This is a genomic window from Nocardioides sp. YIM 152315 (genome assembly GCF_029210375.1).
Lineage (GTDB): Bacteria > Actinomycetota > Actinomycetes > Propionibacteriales > Nocardioidaceae > Nocardioides.
Genome location: NZ_JARGER010000037.1, coordinates 374,352 through 394,493 on the forward strand (window position 1 = coordinate 374,352; position 20,142 = coordinate 394,493).

General features: G+C 71.9%; 20 protein-coding genes. 9 read left to right on the plus strand and 11 right to left on the minus strand.

Going from position 1 to position 20,142, the window contains the following annotated elements; genetic code table 11:
• Positions 1-48 precede the first annotated feature (48 nt).
• Positions 49-2,052: an MMPL family transporter gene (locus tag PZ894_RS13360; protein WP_275745460.1), complete on the minus strand. Its 2,004-nt coding sequence runs from the start codon at positions 2,050-2,052 to the stop codon at positions 49-51.
• A 59-nt stretch (positions 2,053-2,111) separates the two neighbouring features.
• Here PZ894_RS13360 and PZ894_RS13365 point away from each other — a divergent pair, with 59 nt between their 5' ends.
• Positions 2,112-2,603: a MarR family transcriptional regulator gene (locus PZ894_RS13365; protein WP_275745461.1), complete on the plus strand. Its 492-nt coding sequence runs from the start codon at positions 2,112-2,114 to the stop codon at positions 2,601-2,603.
• Here the strand turns inward: PZ894_RS13365 and PZ894_RS13370 are convergent.
• Entirely contained in the window at positions 2,579-3,331 is a 753-nt protein-coding gene (locus tag PZ894_RS13370; protein WP_275745464.1) for a polyphosphate--glucose phosphotransferase, read from the minus strand. The genes PZ894_RS13365 and PZ894_RS13370 overlap by 25 nt on opposite strands.
• A 32-nt stretch (positions 3,332-3,363) precedes the next feature.
• On the opposite strand from PZ894_RS13370, the gene PZ894_RS13375 reads away from it, so the two are divergent.
• The 4 genes from PZ894_RS13375 (at position 3,364) to PZ894_RS13390 (ending at position 6,672) form a co-directional block, all read left to right on the plus strand.
• Positions 3,364-3,996 (plus strand): PadR family transcriptional regulator, encoded by a 633-nt coding sequence (locus PZ894_RS13375; protein ID WP_275745466.1) that lies wholly within the window; start codon positions 3,364-3,366, stop codon positions 3,994-3,996.
• 18 nt (positions 3,997-4,014) lie between these two features.
• Positions 4,015-4,785 carry a maleylpyruvate isomerase family mycothiol-dependent enzyme gene (locus PZ894_RS13380; RefSeq protein ID WP_275745467.1) on the plus strand — a complete coding sequence of 257 codons (771 nt, stop codon included), beginning with the start codon at positions 4,015-4,017 and terminating at the stop codon, positions 4,783-4,785.
• A gap of 110 nt (positions 4,786-4,895) precedes the next feature.
• Positions 4,896-5,909 carry an ATP-binding cassette domain-containing protein gene (locus PZ894_RS13385; protein ID WP_275745469.1) on the plus strand — a complete coding sequence of 338 codons (1,014 nt, stop codon included), beginning with the start codon at positions 4,896-4,898 and terminating at the stop codon, positions 5,907-5,909.
• A gap of 1 nt (position 5,910) precedes the next feature.
• Positions 5,911-6,672, plus strand: coding sequence for an ABC transporter permease (locus tag PZ894_RS13390; protein ID WP_275745471.1), 762 nt, complete (start codon positions 5,911-5,913; stop codon positions 6,670-6,672).
• Between the two features lie 48 nt (positions 6,673-6,720).
• On the opposite strand, the gene PZ894_RS13395 is transcribed toward PZ894_RS13390, so the two are convergent.
• Both PZ894_RS13395 and PZ894_RS13400 read right to left on the minus strand, forming a co-directional pair.
• Positions 6,721-7,644, minus strand: coding sequence for an Ig-like domain-containing protein (locus PZ894_RS13395; protein WP_275745473.1), 924 nt, complete (start codon positions 7,642-7,644; stop codon positions 6,721-6,723).
• A gap of 179 nt (positions 7,645-7,823) precedes the next feature.
• The gene (locus PZ894_RS13400) at positions 7,824-8,684 is read right to left on the minus strand and encodes a GTP-binding protein LepA (protein ID WP_275745475.1); all 861 of its coding nucleotides are present in this window, start codon (positions 8,682-8,684) and stop codon (positions 7,824-7,826) included.
• 64 nt (positions 8,685-8,748) lie between these two features.
• Between PZ894_RS13400 and PZ894_RS13405 the strand changes: the two genes are divergently transcribed.
• Complete coding sequence (locus tag PZ894_RS13405) at positions 8,749-10,155, plus strand: MFS transporter (RefSeq protein WP_275745477.1); 1,407 nt, start codon at positions 8,749-8,751, stop codon at positions 10,153-10,155.
• Between the two features lie 39 nt (positions 10,156-10,194).
• A complete protein-coding gene (locus tag PZ894_RS13410) occupies positions 10,195-11,043 on the plus strand; it encodes a methylenetetrahydrofolate reductase (protein WP_275745479.1) in 849 nt (282 codons plus the stop codon).
• Between the two features lie 7 nt (positions 11,044-11,050).
• Here PZ894_RS13410 and PZ894_RS13415 read toward each other — a convergent pair whose 3' ends face one another.
• The 6 genes from PZ894_RS13415 to PZ894_RS13440 form a co-directional block, all read right to left on the minus strand.
• On the minus strand, positions 11,051-11,683 hold the full coding sequence (locus PZ894_RS13415; RefSeq protein WP_275745481.1) for a pyridoxamine 5'-phosphate oxidase family protein: 633 nt from the start codon (positions 11,681-11,683) through the stop codon (positions 11,051-11,053).
• 20 nt (positions 11,684-11,703) lie between these two features.
• Positions 11,704-12,234, minus strand: a complete 531-nt coding sequence (locus PZ894_RS13420; RefSeq protein ID WP_275745482.1) for a DUF1638 domain-containing protein — start codon at positions 12,232-12,234, stop codon at positions 11,704-11,706.
• Between the two features lie 82 nt (positions 12,235-12,316).
• Positions 12,317-14,179, minus strand: coding sequence for an ASKHA domain-containing protein (locus tag PZ894_RS13425; protein WP_275745484.1), 1,863 nt, complete (start codon positions 14,177-14,179; stop codon positions 12,317-12,319).
• Complete coding sequence (locus tag PZ894_RS13430) at positions 14,176-15,060, minus strand: dihydropteroate synthase (RefSeq protein WP_275745486.1); 885 nt, start codon at positions 15,058-15,060, stop codon at positions 14,176-14,178. The genes PZ894_RS13425 and PZ894_RS13430 overlap by 4 nt, the downstream gene beginning before the upstream one ends.
• On the minus strand, positions 15,060-15,725 hold the full coding sequence (locus PZ894_RS13435; protein ID WP_275745487.1) for a corrinoid protein: 666 nt from the start codon (positions 15,723-15,725) through the stop codon (positions 15,060-15,062). Before PZ894_RS13435 ends, PZ894_RS13430 begins: the two co-directional genes overlap by 1 nt.
• Positions 15,722-16,540 (minus strand): IclR family transcriptional regulator, encoded by an 819-nt coding sequence (locus tag PZ894_RS13440; protein WP_275745488.1) that lies wholly within the window; start codon positions 16,538-16,540, stop codon positions 15,722-15,724. Before PZ894_RS13440 ends, PZ894_RS13435 begins: the two co-directional genes overlap by 4 nt.
• A 46-nt stretch (positions 16,541-16,586) precedes the next feature.
• Here PZ894_RS13440 and PZ894_RS13445 point away from each other — a divergent pair, with 46 nt between their 5' ends.
• Positions 16,587-18,026 carry a trimethylamine methyltransferase family protein gene (locus tag PZ894_RS13445; RefSeq protein WP_275745489.1) on the plus strand — a complete coding sequence of 480 codons (1,440 nt, stop codon included), beginning with the start codon at positions 16,587-16,589 and terminating at the stop codon, positions 18,024-18,026.
• A gap of 81 nt (positions 18,027-18,107) precedes the next feature.
• On the opposite strand, the gene purU is transcribed toward PZ894_RS13445, so the two are convergent.
• On the minus strand, positions 18,108-18,983 hold the full coding sequence (gene purU, locus PZ894_RS13450) for a formyltetrahydrofolate deformylase (protein WP_275745491.1): 876 nt from the start codon (positions 18,981-18,983) through the stop codon (positions 18,108-18,110).
• Between the two features lie 106 nt (positions 18,984-19,089).
• Between purU and PZ894_RS13455 the strand changes: the two genes are divergently transcribed.
• Positions 19,090-19,854, plus strand: a complete 765-nt coding sequence (locus PZ894_RS13455) for an IclR family transcriptional regulator (RefSeq protein WP_275745493.1) — start codon at positions 19,090-19,092, stop codon at positions 19,852-19,854.
• The last annotated feature ends 288 nt before the right edge of the window (positions 19,855-20,142 follow it).

Consider the following 20,142-nt stretch of genomic DNA (forward strand, 5'->3'; position numbering starts at 1 on the left):
GAACCTCTCGCGCCCGACCCGGGCCGTCAAGGCCCGAAATCGGGTACGTCAGCGCAGCGGCGAGCCCACCCGTCGCGGCCACCAGAACCGGTCGCCGAGCAGGACGGCGATCGCGGGCACGAGCATGGTGCGCACCACCAGGGTGTCGAGCAGGACGCCGACGCAGATGATCGTGCCCAGCTGGGCGAGCGCGACCAGGGGCAGCACGCCGAGCACGGCGAACACCGCGGCGAGCAGGATCCCGGCGCTGGTGATGACGCCGCCGGTGACGGTCAGCGCCCGGAGCATGCCCTCGCGCGAGCCGTGCGCGGCCGCCTCCTCGCGCGCCCGGGTCACGAGGAAGATGTTGTAGTCGACGCCGAGGGCGACCAGGAAGAGGAACGCGAAGAGCGGGATCTTCACGTCGACCGCGTCGAAGCCGAGGACCCCGGTGAAGATCCACCAGGACGCCCCCAGCGCCGCGACGTACGTCGCGACCACCGAGAGCACCAGCAGCACCGGACCGAGCAGCGAGCGCAGCAGCACGGCGAGGCCGAGCAGCACCATCCCCAGGATCAGCGGCACGATCACGAGCAGGTCGCGCTCGGCCGCCGCGCGGGCGTCGATCGCCTCCGCCTCGTTGCCGCCGACGTGGGTGTCGGGAACGTCGTCGAGGCGGTCGCGCAGCCTTTCGACGCTCGCGCGGGCCTCGGCGGAGCCGGGCTCGGCCGCGAGCACGGCCTCGATCTGGGTGACGCCGTTGCCCGAGGCGGTGATCCGCGCCGACCCGACGCCGTCGGTGGCGCGGACCCGGTCGAGGACCCGGTCGCCCTCCCCGGTCGTCAGCACCTGGGTGGGCTCGACCGTCCCGGCCGGGAAGGACTCGGCGAGCCGCTCGGCCGCCGTCACCGCCTCGGGCCGGTCCAGGAGCTGGTCGGCCTCGTCGAGCCCCAGCCGCAGGCCGGTGAGGCCGCTGGCCAGCACCGCGAGCAGTACGAGGGTGCCGGCCACGACCCCGGCCGGCCGGCGCGCCACCAGGCGCCCGACCCGGTGGAAGACCGAGTCCGCGTCGACGGCCGGTCGATCGCCGTGACGCGGCACCATCGGCCAGAAGACCCACCGCCCGCAGAGCACGAGCGCGGCCGGGAGCGCCACCAGCGCGAAGCCGGCGGCGACCACGATGCCGACCGCGCAGGCCAGTCCGAGCCCGCGCGTCGCGGGCGTGAGGGAGAGCAGCAGGGTGAGCACGGCGAGGAAGACCGTGGTCGCGCTGCCGAGCACCGCCGCCGACGTGCGCCGCAGCGCGTGCGCCATGGCCTCGTGTCGAGACGCGGTCGCCCGCAGCTCGTCGCGGTAGCGGGAGATCAGCAGCAGGGCGTAGTCGGTGCCCGCGCCGAAGACGAGCACCGAGAGGATGCCGGTGGTGGTGCCGTCCCAGGGCAGCCCGGCCGCGTCGAGCGCGCGGGTCGCGACGACGACGGCGACCCGGTCGGCGAGGCCGACGACGACGAGCGGCACCAGCCACAGCACCGGGCTGCGGTAGGTCACCACCAGCAGGACGGCGACGATGAGCATGGTCGCGAGCAGCAGCCGCAGGTCGGCGCCGTCGAAGACCTTGCCGAGGTCGGCGTGGATGCCCGCGGGGCCGGTGACCTGCACGGTGACGCCGTCCGGGGCGTGCGCGCGCAGCTCGTCGCGGAGCCGGTCGACGCGGGCTCCGACGGCGTCGGCGCTGCCGGCCTCGACCGGGACCACCGAGAAGACCGCGGTCCCGTCCTCCGCCGGCACGAGCGAGCCCTCCGCCTGGCCCTCGATCTCACCGAGCGCGGCGTCGTCGAGCCGCCCGGTGTCGGCGGTCCACAGCACGATCGCGGCCTCGGTGGCCTCGTCGGGGAGCTCGTCGACCTGCCAGGCGGCGGCCGTGCTGTCGGCGTCGTCGGGCAGCAGGTCGCGGGCGTCCGCCTCGTGGTCGGCCTCGCCGACCCCGCCGATGAGCGCCAGGGCGAGCAGGATCGGCGCCACGGCGAACAGCCAGGCGGTCCGGCGACCGGCGATGATCGACGTCAGGCGCACGTGCCCTCCTCCAGGCGTAGAGTCGCTAACCAACTTAGCAATCAAGAGGGTGAGACAAAATGACGGGACCCGCATCCGCCTTCGCCGACGGGTGGGAGCAGACCGGCAGCCTGCTGGCGCTGCGCGAGGCCGTCGAACGCGCGGGCCGGCTGCGACACGTCATCGCGCGGCGGGCCGGTCTTTCCGAGAGCGACCTGGTCGCGATGGAGCACCTGATGCGTCAGCCGCTCGGTCCCGGAGAGCTGGCGCGGATCCTGCGCGTCAGCACGGCAGCGGCCACGGGGCTGGTCGACCGCCTCGCCCAGCGCGGGCACGTCGAACGGCGAGCGCACGAGCTCGACCGCCGGCGTACCCAGGTCGAGGTCACCACCTCCGGGCGCGAGGAGGTGCTCGCCCACCTGCTGCCGATGTTCCGCGAGCTGGACCGGCTCGACCGGTCGTTCAGCGCCGAGGAGCGCGACGTGGTCGAGCGCTACCTGCGCGGCGTGATCGCCGCGTTCGAGCACCTCGAGGCACAGGGCCCGGATCAGCCGCCGCCCTCGGAGGCGTAGAGCGCGGCGCCCACGACCCCGGCCTTGTTGCGCAGCCGTGCCGGGATGATCTCGGTGTCGAGCTCGAGCAGCGGCAGGAACTCCTCGGAGGCCTTCGAGACCCCGCCGCCCACGACGAAGAGCTCGGGGGAGAAGAGCTTCTCCAGCGTCCGGTAGTACGTCGTGAGCCGCTTGGCCCAGTGCTTCCACGAGAGGTCCTCGCGGGTGCGGGCGCTGTTGGCGGCCCGTGACTCGGCGTCGTGCCCGTCGATCTCGAGGTGGCCGAGCTCGGAGTTGGGCACGAGTACGCCGTCGTGCACGAGCGCCGAGCCGATGCCCGTGCCGAGCGTCGTGACGATCACCAGGCCCGAGCGGCCGCGCGCCGCGCCGTACCGCACCTCGGCCAGCCCGGCCGCGTCCGCGTCGTTGACGACGTGCACCTCGCGGCCGGTCGCCTCGGTGAAGAGCCGGTCCGCGTCGGCGCCGACCCAGGACTTGTCGATGTTGGCGGCGGAGTGCACCACGCCGTGCTTCACGACGCCGGGCACGGTCACCCCGACGGCGCCCCGGCAGTCGGGGAACTTCTCGAGCAGCTCGACGAAGATCTCGGCGATGGCGTCCGGGGTGGACTTCTCGGGAGTCTTGACCCGCTCGCGCTCCGCCGCGAAGTCGCCGGTCGCCAGGTCGACGGGGGCGCCCTTGATGCCGGTGCCGCCGAAGTCGATCCCGAAGGGCTGCTCGGTTGTCATGCCTCGACCCTATGACTCCTAGACTCCACGACATGGCCGGCCAGGAGACCCGCATGCTGCTCCTGGGTGCGGTCGCGCTCTTCGAGCCGGTCAACGGCTACCAGATCCGGCGCGAGCTGCTGTCCTGGCAGGTCGACCGGTGGGCGCACACCAACCCGGGGTCGATCTACCACGGGCTGTACTCGCTGACGGGGCAGGGACACCTGGTCCGGCACGACCTCACCGACGGCGGCCGCGACGTCGCGGTCTACGAACTCACCGACACGGGTCGAGCCGAGCTCGACCGGCTCATGGTCGAGGCGCTGGAGACCGTCAACCCCTACGAGCGCACGGCGTTCAACGTCGCGTTCTCGATGCTGCCGCTGCTCGACAAGCGCACGATCGTCCGGTCGCTCACCCGCCGCCGGGTCGAGCTCGAGGCGACGGTCGCCGAGTTCGCGGACGCGAAGACCGGCCTCACACCCCCCCACGCCACCCGCACCATGCTGCTCTGGCTCGACCTCGCGGTCGCCGAGCTCGCCTGGCTGCGCGAGACGATCCAGGACCTGAAGGACGGCACCCTGTCCACGTCGCCGGATGACGGATCGTGGACCCCGCCGGCCGACGACCCGGGCTGGCAGATGAACGCCGACCGCGAGAAATATCGCGCGCTTCTCGACCGGTAGCCGTGCCACCCTCGTCGGGTGCCCACCCAGCTCCACCCGTCCCAGCACCTCGAGGGCCTGCGCTCCGCGATGGTCGCCTTCGTGCGGTACGCCGACCGCGCCGGGCTCTCCGCGCCGGTGCCGACGTGTCCGGAGTGGAGCGTGCGCGACCTGGTCGCCCACCAGGGCATGGTGCACCGCTGGGCGGCCCGGCTGCTGCGCGGCGAGTGGACTCGCGACGCCGACGCGGACCACTTCGAGGCCGAGGGGCGCGCGGCGGAGGACCCGCTGGAGTGGCTGCGTGAGGGGGCGATCGAGCTGGTCGAGACCATCGCCCGGGCGGCCGACGACGTGCGCGCGCCGGTGTTCCTCGACGACGCGCCGGCGCCGCGGGCGTTCTGGGCGCGGCGGCAGTGCCACGAGACGACCATCCACGCCGTCGACGCGCTGTCGGCGGTGTTCGGGCGCCACCCCGACCCGGCCGAGACCTGGATCGGTGCCGAGCTCGCGAGCGACGGGATCGACGAGATGCTCACCGGCTTCGTGACCCGGCCGCGCTCGCGGTTGCGCTGTGCGGAGGACGCCGTGCTGGTGGTCGCGCCCGACGACGTACCGGCATGGTGGCTGCTCCGGCTGGGGCCGCGGCCGGCCGTCGCCGAGCGGGGCTCCGGCCCCCGGCCCGACCTGCCGCCGGCGGACTGGGAGCTCACCGGCACCGCGGTCGAGCTCTACCTGGCGCTGTGGAACCGGACGGTCCGGCCCGAGCTGGGCGCCGCGTGGGGCGCACGCACCGCGATCACCTGGGGGTGAGCCCGCGCGCGAACCGATGAGTCCGGGCCGCCCGGTCCCCGGGGGCCGGGCTTGACGCCGGCTATTCAATGTTGAACACTGACTGTTCAAGTTTGAACAGAGGAGACCAGATGATCACGGCACGAGGACTCGTGCAGACGTTCCACACCGGACGCGGCAAGGCGGCCAAGGAGGTCCACGCCGTCGACGGCGTCGACCTCGACGTCGGGGAGGGCGAGGTCGTGGGCTTCCTCGGCCCCAACGGCGCCGGCAAGACCACCACCCTGCGGATGCTCACGACCCTGCTGCGCCCGACCGCCGGCGCCGCCACGGTCGCCGGCTTCGACGTCGTGAAGGAGCCGGTGCAGGCGCGCCGCAGCATCGGCTACGTCTCGCAGGTCGGCTCGACCTTCTCCGGTGCTTACGCCGGGGACGAGGTCGTCGACCACGGGATGCTCTACGGGATGGCGCGCGCCGACGCCGTACGCCGGGGCCAGGAGCTCTTCGAGCGGCTCCAGCTCGACGGCCTGTGGCGGCGGATGCCGAAGAACATGTCCGGCGGCCAGAAGCGCCGCCTCGACGTGGTGATGGGGCTGATCCACGACCCGACGCTCGTCTTCCTCGACGAGCCCACCACCGGGCTCGACCCCCAGGCGCGGGCCAACCTGTGGGAGCACATCGAGGGCCTGCGGTCGGCGCACGGCGCGACGGTCTTCCTGACGACCCACTACCTCGACGAGGCAGACGCCCTCGCCGACCGGATCGTGATCATCGACCAGGGCCGGATCGTGGCCAGCGACACCGCCGACAACCTCAAGGCCCAGGTCGCGGGTGACCTGGTCGACCTCGAGGTGGCGGCCGACGCCCAGGTCGGCGTCGCCGCCGAGCGGCTGGGCACGATCGCCCAGGCCGTCGAGATCGACGGCCATCGGGTGCGGGGGCGGGTCGAGCGCGCGGGCCGCGTCGTACCCGGGCTGCTGCGCGACCTCGAGTCCGCGGGCGTCCTGCTCGACTCGATCGAGGTGCTGCGACCCACGCTGGACGACGTGTTCCTGACCCTGACGGGCCGGTCGCTGCGCGACGCGGAGTCCGGCGACGCCTCCTCGTCCGAGGGCGAGCCCGAGCAGAAGGAAGAGGTGGCCTGAGATGGCCTTCGCGCGCGAGAGCTCGATCGTCTTCCGGCGCCAGATCCGGATGAACCTGCGCAACCCCGCGTGGGTGCTCATCGGGATCATGCAGCCGGTGCTCTACCTGCTGCTCTTCGGGCCGCTGCTCGAGCCGCTGGTCGGCTCGTTCGGCGTCAGCACCGACAACGCCTACACGTTCCTGGTGCCCGGCCTGCTGGTGCAGCTCGGCATGTTCGGCGCGTTCTTCGCCGGCTTCGGACTGATCGGCGAGTGGCGCGAGGGCGTCATCGAGGCCGAGCGGGTCACGCCGGCGAACCGGACGGCGCTGCTGGTCGGCCGGCTGATGCGCGACGTCATCCAGCTGCTGGTGCAGGCGCTGATCCTGGTCGGCCTCGGCTACGTCATGGGCATGCGGGGATCGCTCGGCGGCGTGCTGCTGGGGATCTTCATCACCCTCGTGGTCGGCGGCGCGTGCGCCGCGGCGTCCAACGCCCTCGCGCTCACCACCAAGAGCGAGGACGTGATGGCGCCGGTCATCAACATCGTGATGATGCCGGTGCTGCTGCTCAGCGGGATCCTGCTGCCGATGACGATCGGCCCGGACTGGCTGCAGAACGTCAGCGACTTCATGCCGTTCCGCTACATCGTCGACGCGGTCCGCGACTCCTTCGCCGGCGACTTCGGCACGTCGTCGGTCTTCTGGGGCACGGTGTGGGCGGTCGTGCTGGCCGCCCTCGGCACCTGGTGGGGCACCGCGACCTTCCGCAAGGAGAACGCCTGAGCACACGCCGACCCGCCCGAAACTTTCGGGCGGGTCGGCGTGGGCGGCCTAGCCGACCGTGATGGTCAGGGTGCCCGTGGCGCCGGTGTTGGTCGTGTAGGTGCCGATGGCGCTCCCACGCCAGCTTGAGCCAGGCGTGAAGTACCAAGTTCCGTCAGGATCCCATCCGAAGGGAACCGGATCGTCATCGTCCCCGGCATCGAATGCGAATGAAGTCACGCGCAGTGCGGAGTCGACGTCGCTGTCATTTGTCAAGACGTTGCCGGTGATCTGACCACCGCCAGCGACCACGGAAGCGGAGTCGTCCTTTGTGACCGTCGGGTCGTCGACGGGCGTCACCGTGACGGTGAGCGTGCCGAGCGCGCCGGTGGTGGTGGCGTAGCCGACGAGCGCCGTGCCGCTCCAGTCGGCGGCGGGCGCGTAGGTCCAGTCGCCGCCGGGCCGGATGGTGAAGGAGCCGGGCGCCCGGGCGGCGTTGTGCTCGAGGATCCGCAGCGGGCTGTCGACGTCGCTGTCGTTGACGAGGACGTTGCCGGAGACGACGCCGTCCTCGAGCACGCCAGCCGATTCGTCGACCGTGATGGTCGGGTCGTCGGCGGGCTTGATCTCGATCCGCACGACCGCCACGCTGCGCCGACCGCGCCTGTCGACGGCCCGGTAGAGGAACCGGTCCCGCCCCGACCAGTCGGCCGTCGGCCGGTAGCGGATCGCGCCGCGCCGGCCCAGCTTGACCGTGCCGTGGCGCGGGGCCTTGACCACCACGACCCGGCGCACCGCGCGACGGACCCGGTCGTTGGCGAGCACGCCGTGCGACGCCTTGACGCGGAGCACGGTGTCCTCGACGCCGGTGTAGCGGTCGTTGCGCACCAGTCGCGCCGCGGACGCCGACGGCGCCAGGACGGCGAGCACCCCCAGCACGCACGCCAGCGCGATCGTGGCCGCGCCGAAGCGCCGCGTGCCCGAGAGACCCATGCTCGGGAGGTTACAAGCCACGCGCCCCGGATCATGCCCCCGGCCAGCGTGGAGCGGCGGCGTCCGAGGCCGGGATACCCGGTGCACCGGGTATTCCCTCGCTTCTCGGGCATTGCAACACCCGAGAAGCGAGGGAACACCTCGAGAAGTCGGTCGCGGGGTCGCGGCAGCGCCCGGCCCTATGAAGCCAGCCGGACCTCGGACAGCTCGACGGCCTCGCGGAACGCCTTCGCGACGTACGGCGGCACGGTCAACCCGCGCCGGTGGGCCCAGAGCAGCTCGCGCTCGACCCGGGAGATCTGCTCGGCGAAGTCGTCGGAGCGCCCGTCGATGCCGAGCGAGTGCATCAGGTCGCCGAAGTCGGCCCTCTGCGCTTCGTCGTTGGCGCCGACGGGAGCGAAGGAGAAGTGCCGCATCCGGCGGACCATCCACCGCTGCCAGCCCGCGAGCTGCGCCCACAGGCCGCGGGCCGAGAGCTGGTAGAACGCGTAGTGGCCGGGCTCCTGCCGCTTGATCGGGGCGATCACGGTGCGGGCGACGGCCTCCTCGCCCAGCTCCACGACGCCCTCGTGGAGCAGGTTGTAGGCGACCACCGCGGAGCGCTCGGTGGCCATGCCGGTGAGGTAGTAGAGCATCCGGCAGACGTCCTGGAAGGCGTCGAGGTGCGCGAGCGCGCCGAGGAGCTTCATCTTGATGCCGACCGAGGTGAGGTCGGCGACCGCGGCCGGGCGCCCGAGGTGCACCTGGAGCTGGTCGAGGATCAGCCCGTGGCGGGTCTCCTGCGGCTGCCACACCTCCGCGTAGAAGCGCCGATCGATCTCGGGCGGGTCGGGCAGCAGCGTCGTGAGCTCGAGGACGTTGCGGTCCACCTCGAGCTCGACCCGCGCCATGTAGTCGAGCACGTGGCCGTAGCGGGCGTTGAAGAGGTCGGGACGTCGTACGGCGTAGTCCACGGAGTCGAGATCGATCGGTGGGTGCTCGTGACCGAGTCGGTCGACGTGCTCGGCCAGCCTCGCTTCGTTGAGGGACACACGCGCCATTGCAGAATCCTAGGTGGAGGTTAGGGGAGCCTTCATCGGGGATGACCCCGATACCGTCCGGGGTGTGACGGACGCCGCAGGATCGGTCGCAGGGTCGGGAGGGGTCCGCCTGGGCACGGCCGCCGGCCGGGCGGTCGTCGCGGCCGCCGTGCTCGGTTCGGGCATGACGATGCTCGACGGGACCGTCGTCAACGTCGCGCTGCGCACGATCGGCGACGACCTCGACGCCTCGCTCGCGCAGCTGCAGTGGATCTCGAACGGCTACCTGCTCTCGCTGGCGAGCTTCATCCTGCTGGGCGGGTCGCTGGGTGACCGGTACGGCCGGCGGCGGATGTTCGTGGTCGGCACGGTCTGGTTCGCCGCCGCCTCCCTGCTGTGCGGGGTGGCGCCGACGGCCGAGGTCCTGATCGCGGCCCGGGTGCTGCAGGGCTGCGGCGCCGCGCTGCTGACGCCCGGCAGCCTCGCGATGATCCAGGGGGCGTTCGTGCGCGCGGACCGCGCCGCCGCCATCGGCGCGTGGTCGGGCCTGGGCAGCATCGCCGCGGCGATCGGTCCGTTCGTGGGCGGCGGGCTGGTGGAGTACGCCCACTGGCGCTGGATCTTCCTGATCAACCTGCCCCTGGCCGTCGTGACGGTGTTGATCGCCCAGCAGGCCGTCCCCGAGACGCTCGACCCGAACGCGCCACGCCGCTTCGACCTCGTCGGCGCGCTGATGGCGGCGCTCTTCCTGGGCGGCATCACCTATGCGCTGATCGAGTGGGGAGACCCACTCGCGCCGTGGGCCGTGGTGCTGGCCGCACTCGCCGGCGCGGCGTACGTCGTCGACGAGCGCCGCAGCGACCACCCGATGCTGCCGCTGGGCATCTTCGCCGACCGCACGTTCAGCGCCGCCAACGCGATGACGCTGGTCGTCTACGCGGCTCTCGGCGCCGTGCTCTTCTTCCTGGTGCTCCAGCTCCAGACCGTCAGCGGCTACACCGCGCTCGAGGCGGGGGTCGCGACCCTGCCGATCACGGTCTGCATGCTCTTCCTGGCGAAGAAGGGCGGCGAGCTCGCGACCCGCATCGGCCCGCGGATCCCGATGACCGTGGGGCCACTCGTGATGGCGGCGGGCACCCTGCTCCTGCTCGGCGTCGACGACGACCTCAGCTACTGGCGCGACGTGCTGCCCGGGCTCACCGTCTTCGGCCTCGGCCTCGCCCTGATGGTCGCGCCGCTCACCGCGACCGTGCTCGCGGCGGCGCCGGACGAGCACGCCGGCATCGCCAGCGGCGTCAACAACGCCGTCGCCCGGGCGGGCTCGCTCCTCGCAGTCGCCGCGCTGCCGGTCGCCGTCGGCCTCGGCGGAGAGGAGTACGCCGATCCGGTCGCGCTCGACGCGGCGTACGACTCCGCCACCGTCATCTGCGCCGTGCTGCTCGCGCTGGGCGGTCTGATCTCGTGGGTGACGATCCGGCGGCCGGAGGGCTAGACTCGACGCGTTGGTGCGCATCCCGAAATGAGTTGCATCATGCGCAACAAGCCATCGAACCGTCAGACGCTGACGCGGCTGCTCGAGCAGGCCCGTTACGAGGTGCTGCCCACGCCGAGCACGGAGCAGAAGGTGCTCGACCACGTGCCCCGCGACGTCGTCGTCACGGTGACCGCGTCGCCGAGCAAGGGCCTCGAGGCGACGCTCGACCTCGCCGAGCGGCTGACCGGGCACGGGTACGTCGTCGTGCCCCACCTGGCGGCCCGGATGGTGGCGGGACGCACCGAGCTGGCCGAGATCGCCGATCGCCTGACGGGGAAGGGCATCTCGCGCATCTTCGTGCCCGGCGGCGACGCCGACCCGGCGGGCAGCTATCCCGACGCGCTGTCACTGCTCGAGGACCTCGCCGCGCTCGGCCGACCGTTCGCCCAGGTCGGCATCACCGGCTACCCCGAGTCGCATCCCACGATCACCGACGACCTGACGGTGCAGTCGATGTGGGACAAGCGCCGCTTCGCCACCCACGTCGTCAGCAACCTGACCTTCGACCCCGGGGTGCTGCGCGACTGGGTGCACCGGATGCGCGGGCGCGGGATCACGATGCCGCTGCTGCTCGGCATCCCCGGCCCGGTCGAGCGGACCAAGCTGCTGGCGATGGCCACGAAGATCGGCGTGGGCGAGTCGACCCGCTTCCTGGCCAAGCACAAGGGCACCTTCGCCCGCCTCGCGGCTCCGGGCGGCTTCACCGGCGAGTCGTTCCTCGAGAGGTGTGCGCCCACCCTGGGCGAACCGACCGCCCTCGTCGAGGGCCTGCACGTCTTCACGTTCAACCAGATCGCCGAGACCGAGGCGTGGCGCCAGGACCTGCTGCGGCGGTCGAGCCGCTGAGTCGAGGTCACGCGCCGAGGTCGCGCACGGATCGCGGGACCGGCAGGTCCACGGCCCACGGCGCGGGGACCGGCGGGTCGAGCACCGTGCGCACCGGCACGAGCCCGCTCCACACGTCCGGCCCGGCGCCCGCCTCCTCCGGGGTGGCCGGCCAGTCGTCGGCGACCTTGAGGAGCCAGTTGTCCGCGCCGATCGGGAGCGACAGCGCCTGGGTGGCGGCCAGCTCCTTGGGGGTCGAGGGTCGGACCTCCGCCGTACGACCCGGGATGAGCACCTCGGAGAAGACGTCGAGAGCGACGTCGTCCACCCGAGTCAGCGCGCCGCGGATGGTGGCCGAGCGGTAGTTGACCGACGACTCGAACGTCGTCGGCGCCACCACCAGCGCGTCGAGCGCGAACACCGTGAGCACCGCGGGCGCCCGGGCCGCCACGGCCCGGAGCGCACCGGCGCCGGTGGAGCCGTGCAGCAGCACCCGGTCGCCGTCGCGCGCGTAGAGCATGGGTACGGCGACGGGCTCGCCGTCCGCCACGGTCGACAGCACCCCGGCCCACTGGGAGTCGAGCAGCGCGTCGAGCACCGCCCGGTCGGTGACGCCCAGCTCGGGGAGGCGGTGGAGGTCGTGCGCGATGCCTCTTTCCACGCCGGGAAGGCTATCCGGGCTCATCCTGCGACGGTACGACGCAGCGCGTCCTCCAGCCGCGCGTGCCCGGTCTCGACGACGGTGAGTGGGAGGCCGATCCGGTCGGCCGCCCCGGCGGCCAGTCGGCGCAGCTCGTCGTCCGGCGCCTGCGCCAGCCAGACGACGCGGGTGTAGTGGCCGAAGTAGGCGTCACGCAGCTCGGGCCACCGGTCGAGGCCGAGCTCCTGCTCGACGGTCCGCGCGAACGACCTGACCAGGAAGTCGGTGAGCAGGTAGGTGCCCGGCTGCTCGTCGAAGAACCGCCCGATGCGCGACGCCCCGGCGTACACGTCGTAGCAGTGCAGGCCGGGCAGCCGGGCCAGCCCGAGCTCGGCGCAGACGGCGTCGAGCGCGCCGTAGGTGCCGCAGTCGGCGTATCCGACGACGACGGACGAGTAGGACGCCTGCAGCGGGCCCGCCAGCCGGCGCACCGCGTCGGCGATCAGATGGGGCTGGTTGTGCAGCAGCGGCGGCAGCGGGTGGACGTCGACGGGCCAGCCGTGGCGGGCCACGATCTCCAGGCAGGGCTGGGCGATCGCGCCACAGGCGACGAGCGCGGTCCTGAGGCTTCGAGAGGGGCGCAGAACGCCCTCCTCAACCACCGAAGGAGAGCTGGTCGACGAAGAGGTCGTTGAAGTCGGCGCGGTCGGAGAGCTCGACATAGGTCACCTCCTCGAGCAGCGCTCGGGCGCCCGCGCGCTCACGGACGGAGAGGAGCGCCATCTTGGCGCCCTCGCCCGCGACGTTGCCGGCGGCGACGATGCGCAGCACCGGGAGCTTCGGGACGAGCCCGATCCGGACGGCCGAGGCGGCGGAGAGGTAGGAGCCGAAGGACCCGGCGAGCAGCACCTGCTGGACGTCGCGGTGCTCGAGGCCGAGCTCCTCGAGCAGCAGCGTCCAGCCGGTCGAGATCGCGGCCTTCGCGAACTGGAGTTCCCGCACGTCGCGCTGCGAGAGCACGACGCAGTCCTCGGGCTCGGCGTCCGGCGTCGGCCGGTGGAGCACGAAGACGCGCTCCTGCCCGAGGTAGGTGAGCCGGTCGGCGAGCGAGGGCGCGATCTCCTTGGCGACGTCGTCGGCGACATACCGCCCGGACGCGTCGAGGAGCCCGACCTTCACCAGCTCGGCCACCGCGTCGACGAGCCCGGATCCGCAGAGCCCCTTCGGCTCGACGTCGCCGATGACCCCGAGCTCCACGCCCTCGCCGAGCTTGACCACTTCGACCGCGCCGTCCGCCGCACGCATGCCGCAGCGGATCGCCCCGCCCTCGAACGCCGGCCCCGCCGGCGCCGCGGTGGAGAGGATCCGGTCGCCGTCGCTGACGACGATCTCGCAGTTGGTGCCGACGTCGATGAAGAGACGGGTGCGCTTGTCACGGTCCATGCCGGTGGCGAGCATGCCCGCGACGATGTCGCCGCCGACGTACGCGCCGAGGGCCGGGAAGAGCGTGACCCGGGCGCGGGGATGGAGCGCCAGTCCCAGGTCGGCCGCGAGCAGGTCGGGCGGCTGCGCCGTCGACATGACGAACGGCGCGACGCCCAGCGGCTCCGGGTCGATCCCCAGCGCGAGCGCCGTCATCGTCGCGTTGCCGGCCAGCGCGACCTCGTAGACGTGCGCCGGGTCGACGCCACCCTCGGTGCAGACCTGCTCCGCCAGCACCGCGAGCGTCTCGCAGGCGGCGGTCCGCAGTCGACCGAGAGCGTCCGGGTCCAGCATCGTCGCGCTGATCCGGGTGATCACGTCGCCGCCGAAGGGCTGCTGCCGGTTGAGCATCGACGCCACCGCGACGGGCGTGCCGGTCGAGACGTCGAGCAGTGTCGCGACGACGGTGGTGGTGCCCAGGTCGAAGGCGATGCCGTACGCCGTGCGCGTGGTGTCGCCCGGCTCGACGTCGACGAGCGCCTCGTCGACCACGACCGCCGTCACCTTGAAGTCGGCCCGGCGGAGCACGGTGGGCAGCCGGCGCAGCACGTGCAGGTCGGGCACGGGCTCGAGGTCGTCGATCGCCTCGAGCAGCCGGGCGAGGTCGGTGCGCTGGTCGGCGAGCGTGGCCTCGTCGAGCTCGACGTACCGCTTCTGGATCGCGGGCCGCAGGATCACCTGGCGCCCCACGCCGACGGTCGCGGCCTTGGGCCGGGTGGTGAGCGGCGGGACATCGACCGCCAGGTCGCGGGTGGCGTTGACCAGGCAGGCGAGCCGCCAGCCGGCGTCGAGCTGCTCGCGGGTGAACGTCTTGACGTCGTGCCGCGTGATGGGTGTGGACCCCTCGACGCGCACCTTGCACTTGTGGCAGGTGCCGTGGCCGCCGCACGTGGAGTCGATGGCGATGCCGTTCCACGACGCGGCGTCGAAGACGGTGACGCCCGGCGGCACGCGCACCGTCCGCTGCGCCTCGTCGACCGTGAAGCTCAGGTCGACGCGACCGGTCCCGTCGTGCTCGGCGCCCCGCTCGGTCATGACGCCGTCGCGGCGGCCTTCGCCCGGTGGGCGGCGATCCACGCCATGCCCCACTCGTCGTGGTCGAGGAACACGTCGGCCGCCTTGACCGCGTCGACGATCTGCGGCGTGCGGGTGTCCATGATCGCGCTGGTCAACCCGGCGGTCATCGCCATCGGCAGCCAGGCCGCCCCGAGCGTGTGTCGGTCGGGCATGCCGAAGGAGGTGTTGGACGCCCCGCAGGTCATGTTCACGCCGTGCTCGTCGCGGATCCGGCGCATCGTGTCCATCGTCACGAGGGCGGTGGTCGTGTCGGCGCCGATCGGCATCGCGAGCGGGTCGATCACGATGTCGGCCTTCGCGATGCCGTACTCCTCGGTCGCGACGCGGATGATCTTCGCCGCGAGCTCGAGCCGCTTGTCGGCCTCCATCGGGATCTCGTCCTCGTCGTTGGGCAGCGCGATGATCGCGGCGTCGTGCCTCTTGACGAGCGGGAGGATCGCGGCGAGCCGGTCGTCCTCGGCGGTGACGGAGTTGACCAGGGCGCGGCCCTCGTAGACCGACAGCCCGGCCTCGAGCGCCTCGACGACCGACGAGTCGATGCAGATCGGCAGGTCGGTCAGGGACTGCACCATCCGGATCGCCCCGGCGAGCAGCTCCGGCTCGTCGGTCAGCGGGACGCCCATGTTGACGTCGAGCACGTCGGCGCCGCCCTCGACCTGGGCCTTGACGTCGCGCTCGATCGCGGACAGGTCACCGGCGCGGAGCTGCTCCTGGAAGATCCGGCGGCCGGTCGGGTTGATCCGCTCGCCGATCAGGCAGAAGCGCCGGTCGTGCCCGATCACGACCTCCTTGCGCGCCGATCGCAGCACGGTGTGCAGGGGCGCTCCCTCGTAGGCCATCAGGCCGGGACCTTCGTGCGGCGCTCGTTGATCAGCGCCTTGGCCCGCTTGACGGTCGCCGAGGCGTCGGCGGCGTACCCGTCGGCACCGACCGCGTCGGCGTACTCCTGCGTCACCGGGGCGCCGCCGACCATGACCACGACCGAGTCGCGGAGCCCGGCCTTCTCGAGCGCGTTGATGTTCGCCTTGAACATCGGCATGGTCGTGGTGAGGAACGCGGAGAACCCCACGATGTCGGGCCGGTGCTCCTCGATCGCGGAGACGAACTTCTCGGGCGCCACCTGCACGCCGAGGTCGATCACCTCGAAGCCGGCGCCCTCGAGCATGATGTTGACCAGGTTCTTGCCGATGTCGTGGACGTCGCCCTTGACGGTGCCCATCAGGAACTTGCCGATCGTCTCGACGCCGGTCTCGGCGAGCAGCGGCCGCAGCCGCTCCATCGCGCCGGCCATCGCGCGGCCGGCGATCAGCATCTCGGGCACGAAGAAGTCGCCGCGCTCGAAGCGGGCGCCGACCTCCTCGAGGGAGGGGATCAGCGCGTCGAAGAGCAGCGTCTGCGGCTCCATCGCGATCGACAGGCCCTCCTCGGTCAGCTCGAGGACGCGCGGGGCGTTGCCGACCAGCGTCTCGTCGTACAGCCCTTGCAGGATCTCCTCAGGGTTCATGCCACACCCTCCTTGGGCGCTCGGCCGCGCAGGAGCATGGACAGCTGCGCGGCATGGGACGACAGGTTGGAGCCGAGCTCCTCGAGGCGGTCCTCGAGTCGCGGGGTGGGTCCCGAGATGCCGAGGGCGGCGACGACGTCGCCGCGGGTGCCCCGGACGGGTACGGCGATGCCGGTCAAGCCGACCTCGAGCTCGTCGTGCGTGACCGTCCACCCGCGCTTGCGGGCGCGGGCGCCGTCGCGGCGCAGCCCCTCGAGGGTCGTGATGGTCGCCTCGGTGAGAGGCTGGAGCTCGGTGTCCGGCAGGGGCAGTGCGCCCCACGCGTAGAACACCTTGCCGAGCGCGGAGGAGTGCGCGGGGACCTCGATCTCGGTCCAGTCGCGGGTGCCGAGCAGATAGCGACTGTCGACCTGGGCGACCTGCACGACCTTCTCGCCGCGGGTCACCGACAGGTGCACGGTCTCGGAGATCTCCTCGCCGATCTGCTCCATCGCCGGCCGGGCCAGCCGGACCATCTCGTCCCACGGGTCGTGCCGCGCGGCGTACAGCCAGAAGAGGCTGCCGGCGACGTAGGACCCGTCGTCGTCGCGCTCGAGGAGGCCGCCGCGCTCGAGGGCGGCGAGCATGCGCGACGTCGTCGACTTCGCCAGCCCGCTGGACTCCTGGAGGTCGCCGAAGGTGAGCGGCTCGTCGGCGTGCACGACCGTCGACACGAGCGCCGCCGCCCGGTCGACGGCCTGGGTGCCCGTGCTCGACTCCGCCGTCGCCTGTGCCCTCGCCTGCGCCACCATTCTCCCTCTGGTCAGTGATCCCATGATGTGGAACTGTGGTCCCACATCATGAGGTTAGGCAGGAGGACCGATGTTCCGCAACCAGATGCCGCGATACGAAGTGCTGTCCGAGGAGGCGATGTCGACGCTCGACGGTGGATGGCGACGCCTGGTCAGCGAGATCGGGGTCGAGTTCATGGACGTCCGCGCCCGCGACCTGTTCGCCGCGGCCGGCCAGAAGGTCGACGACAACACGGTCTTCCTCGACCCCGACTTCGTGCTGGATCAGGTGGCGAAGGCGCCGCGGGAGTTCGACCTCCAGGCGCGCAACCCCGAGCACTCGGTCCACATCGGCGGCGACGCGATGGCGTTCGGCGCCGTCTACGGTCCGCCGTTCGTGCGTGAGGGCGACGTCCGCCGCGACGGCACGATGGACGACTTCCGCAACTTCGCGCGCCTCGCGCAGTCCTTCGCCGCGCTCGACTCGGCGGGTGGCGTGGTCACCGAGCCCAACGACACCCCGCTCGACAGCCGGCACCTCGACATGACCTACGCGCTGCAGACGCTGACCGACAAGGCCTACATGGGCAACGTCGTCTCCGGAGTCAACGCCCGCGACACGATCGCGATGACCGAGATCCTCTTCGGGTCGCGCGCCGCGATCGAGGAGACCCCGGCGCTGATCTCGCTGATCAACTGCAACTCACCGCTGCGCTGGGACGACCGGATGCTCGAGGCGCAGTTCGAGTACTCGGCGGCCAACCAGCCCGTCGTGCTCACGCCGTTCATCCTGATGGGCGCGATGTCACCGGTGACGGTGCCCGCCGCGCTGGTGCAGCAGATGGCCGAGGCGCTCTCGGGCATCGCGCTGTCGCAGCTGATCCGGCCGGGCTGCCCGGTCGTCTTCGGGTCGTTCCTCTCGAACATCGACATGCAGTCCGGCTCGCCGACCTTCGGCACCCCGGAGTCCGGCATCGGCCTGCTCTGCACCGGGCAGATCGCGCGGCACTTCAACCTCCCGTTCCGCACCGGGGGTGGCCTGACGTCGTCGCAGGTGCCGGACGCGCAGGCCGGCTACGAGGCGCTGATGACGCTGCTGCCGACGTTCCTCGCCGGCGCCAACTTCGTCATGCACTCCGCGGGCTGGCTCGAGGGCGGCCTGGTGGCGGGCTACGAGAAGTTCGTCATCGACGCCCAGCTCGTGGAGATGCTGCAGCACGAGTTCACGCCGCTGGAGATCGACGCGGCCTCCCTCGCCTTCGACGCCCACGAGGAGGTCGGCCACGGGGGGCACTTCCTCGGCGCGATGCACACGATGGAGCGCTTCCGCACCTGCTTCTACCGACCGTTCCTCTCCTCGTCGGAGAACTACGAGCGCTGGATGCGGGGCGGCGCCAAGGACACCGCCGCCCGCGCCACGGAGATCTATCGCAAGAGGCTCGAGGAGTACGAGCCCCCGCCGCTGGACGACGCGATCCGCGAGGAGCTCGAGGCCTACGTCGTACGCCGGCGTGCCGAGCTCGGCGATTGAGAGCCGTCGAATCGGGACTTTCTGACGGTCGAGTCGGGAGAAAAGTCCGGATTCAACCGTCAGAACTCCCGATTCAACGGGCTATCGGAAGACGACGGTCCGGGAGCCGTTGGGCAGGACCCGCGACTGGGAGTGCCAGCGGACGGCGCGGGAGAGCACCTGTGCTTCGACGTCGCGGCCGGCCGAGACGAGCTGGTCCTGGTCGTAGGTGTGGTCGACGCGCATGACGTCCTGCTCGATGATCGGGCCCTCGTCGAGGTCGCCGGTCACGTAGTGCGCGGTCGCGCCGACCAGCTTCACGCCGCGGTCGAAGGCCTGGTGGTAGGGCTTCGCGCCCTTGAAGCTGGGCAGGAACGAGTGGTGGATGTTGATCGCCCGCCCCGACAGCTGCCGGCACAGGTCGTCGGAGAGCACCTGCATGTAGCGGGCCAGCACGACGAGGTGCACGGCGTGCTTGTCCACGAGCCGCATCAGCTCGGCCTCGGCCTCCGGCTTGGTCCCGGGCGTCACCGGCACGTGGTGGAAGGGGATGCCGTACGACGCCGCCAGCGTCTCGGCGTCCGGGTGGTTGGAGACGATCGCCGGGATGGTGATCTGCAAGGAGCCGGTGCTGGCCCGGAAGAGCAGGTCGTTGAGGCAGTGCAGCTGCTTGGAGACCATGATCAGTGTCCGGTACGGCTCGGAGGCGTCCCAGATCTCGTAGGTCATCTCGAACTGCTCGGCGACGGGGGCGAAGGCCTCCCGCATGACGTCGGCGTCCACCGGCCCGGGTGCCACGAAGTCGATGCGCATGAAGAACCGGTCGGTGAGGCGGTCGCCGAACTGCTGGCTCTCGAGGATGTTGCCTCCGCGCGACACCAGGAACCCGGAGACGGCATGCACGATGCCGGGGCGGTCGGGGCAGGAGAGGATGAGGACGTAGTCGCCCGCCGGGGTGGTGGGAATGGCAAGGGACACGGGCGGATCCACCTTCCGGCGCTGGGCTCTCCTGACATGCGGCCGCGTTGCGCTGGCCGAAACGCATTCTGCGATACGCAACACCGCTTTGGGCTACTCTCCGAGCATGAGCGAGGGGCCCGCCGGAGTCCAGTCGGTCGACCGCGCCCTGACCGTGCTCGAGGTGCTCGCTCGGGTCGGCGAGGCCGGCGTGACCGAGATCGCCGGCGAGCTGGGCGTCCACAAGAGCACGGCGTTCCGGCTGGTGGCGACGCTCGAGGCGCACCGCCTGGTGGAGCAGACCGGTGACCGCGGCCGGTACCGGCTGGGGGTCGGCGTGCTCCGTCTCGCCGGCGCGACGACCGCGCGTCTCGACCTGGTGCAGGAGGCGCGCCCGGTGTGCCGCCAGCTGGCGGCCGACACCGGTGAGACCGTCAACATCGCGGTGCTGTCGGACCGCTCGGCGCTCTACCTCGACCAGGTGGCCGGATCCTCCGCGCTCCAGCCGCACAACTGGGTCGGCCAGCACATCCCGCTGCACGCGACCAGTAACGGCAAGGTGCTGCTCAGCGGCCTCGACGACGGACGGCTGGCCGACGTGCTCGGGTCGCTCGCCCGCTACACCCCGCTCACGATCACGACGAAGGCCAAGCTGCGCGACGAGCTCGGTCGGGTCCGCGAGCAGGGGTACGCCGTGGCGGTCGACGAGCTCGAGGAGGGCCTGACCGCGGCGGCGGCGCCGGTGCGCAACGCGCACGGAGACGTGGTCGCGTCGATGAGCGTGTCGGGCCCGTCCTTCCGGCTCGGGCCGGCCCGCGTGGACGACGTCGTCCCCCAGCTGGTCGCCGCGGCGGCCGAGGTCTCGCACCGTCTCGGCTGGGGTCAGCGATAGCGCCCTTCACGTGCGCAGGGGTCCAGACCTCCGCCGTCCGGGCTTGACGTGTGACCCAGGTCACAGCGACACTGCGGGCCCCTTCCCTCGCGGGTGCGTCAGGCCGCCGTGGCACGCCGACCGGCTCCCCGGGGGTCCCTGACCACGGTTCCATCGACTGGGGGCCGCGCCCGGCCGGGTCCCGCACCCGGCCGGGCGCGATGCGTCCGGGGTGCGCGCGGCCGGATCACCGCTGGGTGACATCTGGTCGATTCGCTTGACGGCCGGGGGTGGGGTGTCCATTCTCAG